A 7,098-nucleotide genomic window follows, 5' to 3' on the forward strand; every position below is an offset into this window, starting at 1 on the left:
AAGGTTCCGAGGCGTCTCAAAACACCACTTACAGGGCTATCTAAACTTCTTGGGCTGGATCCTCAACACCGACGACTGGTTCGAGCAGATCCTAAGTACTGACTTCTACAGATGAGCGTAATTAGTATACAAACACACGGGGCTCGGTTTTCGAAGAGAAAGTGATACCTCGATGTCTCGTTCTCGATCAGTGCAGAGTTCGTTGTTCCTATTTCTGGCTACAGTCGATGCAACGCCGACTCTCACGAAAACGTTGCCGAGGACTTCAAGACGGCGTCGAACACCTTACGCTCTGCTGCTCGAAGGTGCTGGTGGAACGTCGGTGACGAGATATCGAGTGACTCGGCAATGTCCTTACCGGAAGTCGGACGAGGCCATTCGAAGAATCCAGAGTTGTAGGCTGCGTTGAGCGATGTCCACTGTCGGTCGGTGAGGTTTTCCTCGAGTAACCGTTCCAATTGAACGATCGGGTCATCGGTAGATGAAACCTGCCGCTGAGCAAGCAGCTCTGCGGGTGGATATTCCTCTTGGACAGTGTTGATCATCGCACGGACATCCATGCTTGGTGCGAGGTGGATTCGCATGTGGAAGTCACCATCCTCGATCACGGCTTTTTCAACAGAGCCGCCTTGCGAAGCCACCGTTGAGAGCACAGGTGGTTCGGATAGTTGGAGTTCGAATCGCAACACGTCTTTTTCAACATCGATCACCGTCATCGAATCCCAGTGAGGGAGCTGATCGACCAAGGCATCGAGCGCATCGCGGGCGCCGGTTGTCACGGTGCCGTATACAAGGTAGGTGCTGTCGGTGGCTGGAACAGTCTGGTCGAGAGTAATTCGACCATCGGTTGTTTCGTCGATTCCAAGGGTTTCGAAGAGGTCTAATAGGTGGAACTCGAGTTCGACGACTTCATCACTCATCAGTGCCTGCTTGCGCTCGACAGCGGCAATTGCATGCCCGGTGATTTCGCCGAGCTGCCCGATTACCTCACACTTCTCATCGGTGAATGCGTCGGGTCGGTCGGAGTAGAGGTTGAGAACACCATACAGTGTCTCCTCATGTACGATCGGAATTGCCGCAGAGGAGTGAAATCCATACTGTTGGGCGGAATCTCGCCAGTGTTCGCATCTAGAATCGGTATAAATGTCCTGCGTAGTCTGTATCTCGCGTTGTAAGATGGCCCTGCCTGTGGGCCCGTTGCTACGCTCATCGTCTGGGTCGACAGAAATCGTGATGTCGTCGAGATATCCTTCGACGCCCGATTCTGTCCGAAGATTCACTGTCTGCGTATAAGTATCGACATCGCCAATCCAGGCAGCTTGGTAGGTGTCTGTGTCCGCGAGTCGGTCACAGACGGTCGTTTCGATCTCTTTCCGGGTCGATTGGTCGATAACAGCTTCGGTAATGTCGTGGAATACGTCATTGAGACCATTGAGTGCAGAGAGATGCTCCTGCTGGCGTTTTAGTCTCCGCTCGCGTTCGATTCGGTCGGTGATATTTTGAGACATTGCCATTCCTGCGAATACTGTTCCCTGGTCGTCATAGATAGGGAAGGCTTGGATGCGGCGAATTTGACTGTCGAAATCGACTTCGAAATCGCTCGTCTCACTGTCGAAGACTGCTCTGTACCTTGGTTCAACATCTTCACGGAGTTCTTCGGGGAGACGTTCAGATATCTTTTCTCCTTGGAGGTCGTTAGCTGAGATGTCGAGCCCGTCAAAAACTTCACCACCTACTGTCATGTATCGCAAATCCTCGTCGAACAGCACGACTGCTCCGTTCGGGAAATGCTCTACGAGCGTCTGATAGCGACGCTTCAGTTTCTCGAGTCGCTGTTCACGTTTCACGCGGTTAGTAACGTTACGGACGACCCCGATACGACCTATGACCCCATTCTCGAGTTCGAACCGACTGAACCGACTTTCAACCGTAAGCGTAGAACCACTTTCCGTGTGGATTTCTTCTTCGAGTTTTGCGACAGTGGATCCACTCGACTCTAGCTCAGCCAGTTTTGTCTCCTCGATGTTAAAGAAGTCATCGCCAAAGATTGTTTGCACATGGGCGCCAATGAGTTCGTCACGCTCATAGCCTGTCATCGACGTAAGACCGTTGTTTACCATCGAGAACCGGTAGTCGCTATCGAGAACGTAGATCCCATCGTCAACGGCTTCAACGATGCGCTTATATTGTTCAAGTCGTGCCTTCTGTTCCTTGCGATCAGTCACGTCCTGGAAATAGACTGAGATACCTGTTTCAGCGGGATAAATCTGGGCTTCAAACCAGGTTTCCAGTGGTTCGTAGAATATCTCCTGGGACTTCGGTTCCTGATTCTCGAAGACGTCCGTGATTGCCGCCTTGGCTGTTGAGTTACATTCGAATGCATCCCAGATGTGTTTGCCCACGAGTTCCGTCGGTTGGTGTCCTAGGAGGTCGCTTGCACAGTTATTGACATACGTGAACCGGTGGTCTTCATCGAGCGCAAAGAACCCGTCGTCCATGCGCTCGTACACATCCTCGAGATCTTTCTTCCTGAGTTCTTGCTCGGTTATCTTCTGTCCTGTGATATCTGTGATGACTCCTTCGAGTATCGAGGAGCCGGATGTGTCAGTGACGCTGCGACCGCGCTCCCAAATCCAACGAGTTTCGCCATCCGCGGTCAGAATGCGATACTGAATAGTAAACTGTCCGTTTCGATTGAGTCCAGCTTGAATGGTCTCCCGGATCTGACTGCGGTCGTCAGGGTGCATAATCTCATCCCTCCAGCTGACCGTGCCGGACTCGATGGCCTCGGCGTCGTATCCGGTCAGCTCAACACAAGCGTCACTAACGAACTCCATAGGCCATGTGGGCTCGTTCCGACACCGATAGACTATCCCAGGTAAATTGCTGACAAGGCTCGAGTACCGCTGCTTGCTCTCTTCGAGCGACTGCTCGGTCTGCTTCTGGTCGGTGACGTCGTAGTAGAGTTCGACTCGACCACCGGCGTATGCACCGGCATCGATGGGTTTGCTGCGATGTTCGAGCCACCGCTCTTCGCGCCCATCACTTGGTGTTACATGACATTCGAACTGTTCTGTGTACGTGTTGTCGTCGTAGGTCGCAAGTACCGTTTCCACAAACAAGTCTGACTCAGAGATAGTTGACGCGATATATTCGTTTAGGAGACTGCGCTTGTCCTGGCCGACAATTCGTTCACAGTCCAGTCCGAAGTACCGTCTGGTCGTATCGTTGGTCCATGCTACCTGAAAGTCCTCGTTAAGAACGAACACTCCGACATCGACCTCGTCGAGCACATCGCCGACGAGCGACTCGGCGGCCGGCCCGTCTGAAGTATCTTGGTCGGCGTTAGTCGGCGGCCGCCACCAGACGCGTGCGCTGGCGCCGACTTTCTTCGTTTCAAGTTTTTCATGTTCGACGAGGCGCTTCAGTCGAGTGTAGGTACTTCGCTGTCCGAGGTCGAGGTGGTCTGCGACCTCAATCGTTGTCCAGGGTGTCGCTTCTTCGTCAAAGAGTACAAGAGTTTCTCGAAGTGCATCTGTTAACGACTCTGCTGACATTAGTTACCTAGTATCGGTGCATGGTCATTAACCCTCTGCCGGAAGAGTTGCTAATGCTAGTCGTCACCTTGGTTACTGAAAATACCTACATTCAGAATATCGTAAGTAGCATCGTTTGTTTCACTGACTCCAAAGTGATCTATCGGGAAAAACCTAATAAATTTGGATGTACTCTTTTGCCGCGACGATACTTTCAGCAAAACACGCTCGCAGTCGGCGAAGATGGAGTGAGAAATATGAGCAAAATATCAAATAAACAAACAGGAGAAGGCGAGGGCATAGCCACTATACAGGAGGCATCACTGGACACTTTCCTGAAAATATTAGCGGATACAGATCGTCGACAGTTACTGGTCGCTCTCCTCGAATATGACTCCCTGGATGAAGGCTATTCTCAGATTCCCGCTGAAGTGACTAATAGTGACGAGCGAGAAAGCCAACTCTCGCTCCAAATGACCCACATACACCTCCCAAAGCTCGACGATGCGGACATCATCGAATGGAATCGAGACGCCTACGCAGTGCGAAAGGGACCTCGCTTCGACGAGATCCGTCCACTGGTACAGATGGTCCAGGAACAAGTAGATGAACACTCGGAGACCCCGTCCTAAAAGGAATAGATGAATCGACGTCGTCAAGTTCTGACCGGTGTCGACGATGATCGATCCTTCGAATGAAGGATATTTTGGATGATGCCATCGATGTCGGGAGCAGGCACCTCCTCAGGTTCGTCGGATGGGTAGTGTGGGACTGGCATGGACTTTCACCCAAAGCTGTAATACATCATCAATCACAATAATTGTTTCCCATGATTGTGTAGATTTTGACAAGATAGTCGACGTGACAACACAAAGTATGAATAACATTGATTGGTCAGGAAGGCAAAAATAATGGAGTGAAAGCTACGTGATGGCCCAACAAGCGTCTATCGTTCAGCAATGGGCGTGAGCGTCAAGTACCATGCTTGAAATTGTGAGAAGGCCAGTACTTTGTTCGGCAGTGCTTTGCGGCCAGTTTTAACGCACTCCCAGCAGGGGAAGCCACCGAGGCCGTCACAATCACACTCTTCCGGTGTTTCATCAGTCGCTTTAGCGTCGTTGGTGTCGTCAGTATCGTCGTCTTCGTCCTCCGACGGGAAAGCGTGGAGCGTGCCGTCGTCGATGGCGTTCTCGACGGCGGCCATGTGTTTGCAGTAGGCAGTGCGGTGGACGTGGTGCAGGCACGTACAGGCTATCAGGTGGAGCGACTCTTCTAACGAGACGGCCCCTTTGAATTGGACGGTCGGTTACGGTTTCTGGGCCGAATCGAACCGTCGTACGAGAACGCTGATCCACCAGAGTTTCAGCCCACTGGCCACCACTGTGGCCACGGCGGCACTAGTTGGCTGGTGTCTCCACGCGGCGACGAACGCGTAGAGGAAAGCGATCGCGCTGACCGTGTTGCAGATATTGGGGTAGGTGACTCCCATGGTCCCTCTCCCCTCCTCGCGTACCCACCAGCGTTCGGCGAGGACGCCCCGAGTCATCCACGCATAGTCGGTTTCCGGCGGCGGGAAGAGAAACGGGTTGATGGCGGCCCAAAGGAGTCCTGCGAGGAGGAGTCGCCAGTCTCGCCGATAGACGGCGTAGACGAGGACAGCCCCGGTCGGGACTCGGGTCCACCCGCTCTTCGGGTTTGCATGCCGCGACCAGAGGACTTCCTCAGTCCTGTCGAGCATGTCTTGCATACCGATTTATCTAATTTGCAGGCGCTAAAACCTCACCCTTTAGGGCGGGAATACAGCGCCGTCATCGTCTCAATTGCACGTGAGACTGTTATTCTGCATACTTTTGCCCGTCGTCGGTGCTCGCATCCGCCCTTTCCCGAGACCCTTCGTGTCGCCGGGATACGAGGTAGATGGCTCCGGCGAGACCAATCGCCAAGGAAAGGGCAACACCGCGACGCCCGAAAATATCTCGAATAGCGCTCTGGACCGTCCCGCCATGGTGAGACGGAGGCCGTTCGATCTCGACGAACTCCCCAAACGACGTCGCGAAGTGTTCGACATCGTCCCAGTCCGTGTACTCGTAATCACGCGACGTGTCAGTACCGAGGCCAAATGCTAGCGCGGCCAATTTGAAGAGCCAGCGTATCTTGATATCGTACTGCGTGTACTTGAGGGCGCCTGCGAACAGGCCTACTCGATCCGGATGCCAGCCGGTCGTCCCCTTGAGTTTCTCGACGTAGTCCGCTGCCCCTTCCCGGGCCCACTCCGACGAGAAAGCGGACGCCAGCGATAGCTGGAAGAACCCCGATGGCCGGTCAGCCAGTGTTTGGCCGTAGCGCTCGACGAAATCCAGTACCGCCGGTTGGTGCTTACGGTTGTTAACCGAGGCACCGATTAACACCCCGTCGAACTCACTCACGGCGATGTCAAAACCTTCTGACACGTGGATAGTCGTCACGTCGAATCCCTGCCCCTCGAGGACTGCGTCAATGTATTCGGCCACTTTCTTCGTCTGGCCCTCGCTTGTTCCGTACGCGATGAGAATAGAAGTCATGGTGTGTTATGTACGTCACGAGACCCAAAATAGGTTTCATGACTTTTTCCTGTAGAGCGAGCCCACTACGTCTCGGACCGATTAGTGAATAGACGGCTATGATGACAGACGATAGAGAGCGAGACACGTGGTCAATTTGCAGAGGAAATGGCTGACAACGATATTCTCGTGGCGATACGCGAGTCAGAGTTTCCGGCGGTGACCGCCCGGTGGGTAGCGGATATACTTGTGATCGAGCGGCCGCGCATCGACGGCTTGGGGATTTGCATGAGGATGGGGAGGTAGAGGGGGAGCTGAGTCCACGTTTGGTTATCTGGTGGATTCCAGAGGGAGAGTAAGTTTTGCAACCGTAATTCGAACCAGTACTATTCGAATGGGTTCTTTGGCGAAGGTAAGTAGAATCAAATCAGAGGAAACCGACCTCTTTCAAGCTGCTATGCTTACATGCTCACCTGATCGAGTTGTTCTGTGAGAAGACGGTTTACAGTCTGTGGCTGCGGGATATCTTTGAGAGTGAGATCAATTGTACTACTGCCAGAAGTATAGATCGTCACATCACCGTGAGCAAATAACTTGTCAAGAAACGATTGAGAGTAAGTCGTATTTTGGATCCGATCGAGGCGTATTTGCACCACATCTGTCGATATAAGACCACTTTTCTTATACACCTCTTCGGTTGTCAACACGTACCATTGACTTCGCCAGCGGAGGTACGTAATTCCAAGGGAAATTACTCCTCCGATGCTAAGAATTGGACCAATCCACCAGAAAATGGAGGAACGTGAAATCCACGCCATCAATCCGAGTCCACCGACGACAAGCACGAGCCCGAGGAAAATCGATGGTGCACTAAGATAGAGACTGGGATGGCCTTTCCATAGTATGAGGGCGCAGTAAAAAGGGGCACGATTTGACGACTCATAGGCCACAAGTGAGCATTGAGTAGCTTATTAAAATTATTTACAATAGCTATACATTGCTTCAACCCTATTAGTTGCTAT

6 protein-coding genes and 1 pseudogene are annotated in these 7,098 nt (G+C 52.5%); 2 read left to right on the forward strand and 5 right to left on the reverse strand.

Annotated elements, in window-relative coordinates; all coding sequences use genetic code 11:
- Nucleotides 1–115 (forward strand): annotated as a pseudogene (locus ACR3FF_RS24880) (IS1595-like element ISHti5 family transposase); the annotation flags it as partial.
- Between the two features lie 127 nt (nucleotides 116–242).
- On the opposite strand, the gene ACR3FF_RS24885 reads toward ACR3FF_RS24880, so the two are convergent.
- A complete protein-coding gene (locus ACR3FF_RS24885; protein ID WP_458190805.1) occupies nucleotides 243–3,557 on the reverse strand; it encodes a PAS domain S-box protein in 3,315 nt (1,104 codons plus the stop codon).
- A 236-nt stretch (nucleotides 3,558–3,793) separates the two neighbouring features.
- Between ACR3FF_RS24885 and ACR3FF_RS24890 the strand changes: the two genes are divergently transcribed.
- Nucleotides 3,794–4,168 (forward strand): hypothetical protein, encoded by a 375-nt coding sequence (locus tag ACR3FF_RS24890; RefSeq protein ID WP_458190806.1) that lies wholly within the window; start codon nucleotides 3,794–3,796, stop codon nucleotides 4,166–4,168.
- Nucleotides 4,169–4,482: 314 nt separating this feature from the next.
- On the opposite strand, the gene ACR3FF_RS24895 is transcribed toward ACR3FF_RS24890, so the two are convergent.
- The 4 genes from ACR3FF_RS24895 to ACR3FF_RS24910 all read right to left on the reverse strand — a co-directional run bounded on the left by ACR3FF_RS24895 (nucleotide 4,483) and on the right by ACR3FF_RS24910 (nucleotide 6,894).
- Entirely contained in the window at nucleotides 4,483–4,740 is a 258-nt protein-coding gene (locus ACR3FF_RS24895; RefSeq protein WP_458190807.1) for a hypothetical protein, read from the reverse strand.
- A gap of 102 nt (nucleotides 4,741–4,842) precedes the next feature.
- The gene (locus ACR3FF_RS24900; protein ID WP_458190808.1) at nucleotides 4,843–5,283 is read right to left on the reverse strand and encodes a DUF6653 family protein; all 441 of its coding nucleotides are present in this window, start codon (nucleotides 5,281–5,283) and stop codon (nucleotides 4,843–4,845) included.
- An 88-nt stretch (nucleotides 5,284–5,371) separates the two neighbouring features.
- On the reverse strand, nucleotides 5,372–6,097 hold the full coding sequence (locus ACR3FF_RS24905; RefSeq protein ID WP_458190809.1) for a flavodoxin domain-containing protein: 726 nt from the start codon (nucleotides 6,095–6,097) through the stop codon (nucleotides 5,372–5,374).
- A gap of 440 nt (nucleotides 6,098–6,537) precedes the next feature.
- Nucleotides 6,538–6,894, reverse strand: coding sequence for a PH domain-containing protein (locus ACR3FF_RS24910; protein ID WP_458190810.1), 357 nt, complete (start codon nucleotides 6,892–6,894; stop codon nucleotides 6,538–6,540).
- Between the last annotated feature and the right edge of the window lie 204 nt (nucleotides 6,895–7,098).

This window comes from Haladaptatus ordinarius, assembly GCF_054177595.1.